We start from the raw sequence: 261 nt of genomic DNA, 5'->3' as shown, positions 1-261 counted from the left end.
CGGCGAGGGCGAGGTCGCTTTCGCCGGAGCGTAGGGATTGTGCGGCGAGGTGGAGGGCGACGAGGGAGGAGGAGCAGGCGGTGTCCACGGTCACCGCAGGTCCCTCGAACCCGAACGTGTAGGACAACCGGCCCGAAGCGACGCTGGCCTGGGTACCGGTCAGGACGTGACCGGCGATGCCTTCCGCGTCCGCATCCGTGCCGTTCCCGTAGTCGTGGTACATGAGGCCGGTGAAGACGCCGGTGCGGGTTCCGCGTTGGG

At 69.3% G+C, this 261-nt stretch carries 1 protein-coding gene; it reads right to left on the bottom strand.

Annotated features, from left to right (window positions below):
• On the bottom strand, window positions 1-261 hold a 261-nt coding region (locus HPT28_RS26490), incomplete at both ends, for a beta-ketoacyl synthase N-terminal-like domain-containing protein (RefSeq protein ID WP_306824678.1).

Origin of the sequence: Streptomyces sp. JJ38 (assembly GCF_019303475.1) — a bacterium.
Lineage (GTDB): Bacteria > Actinomycetota > Actinomycetes > Streptomycetales > Streptomycetaceae > Streptomyces.
Note: the sequence above shows the minus strand (reverse complement) of the source record. Positions and strands in the feature narration are given on the sequence as shown.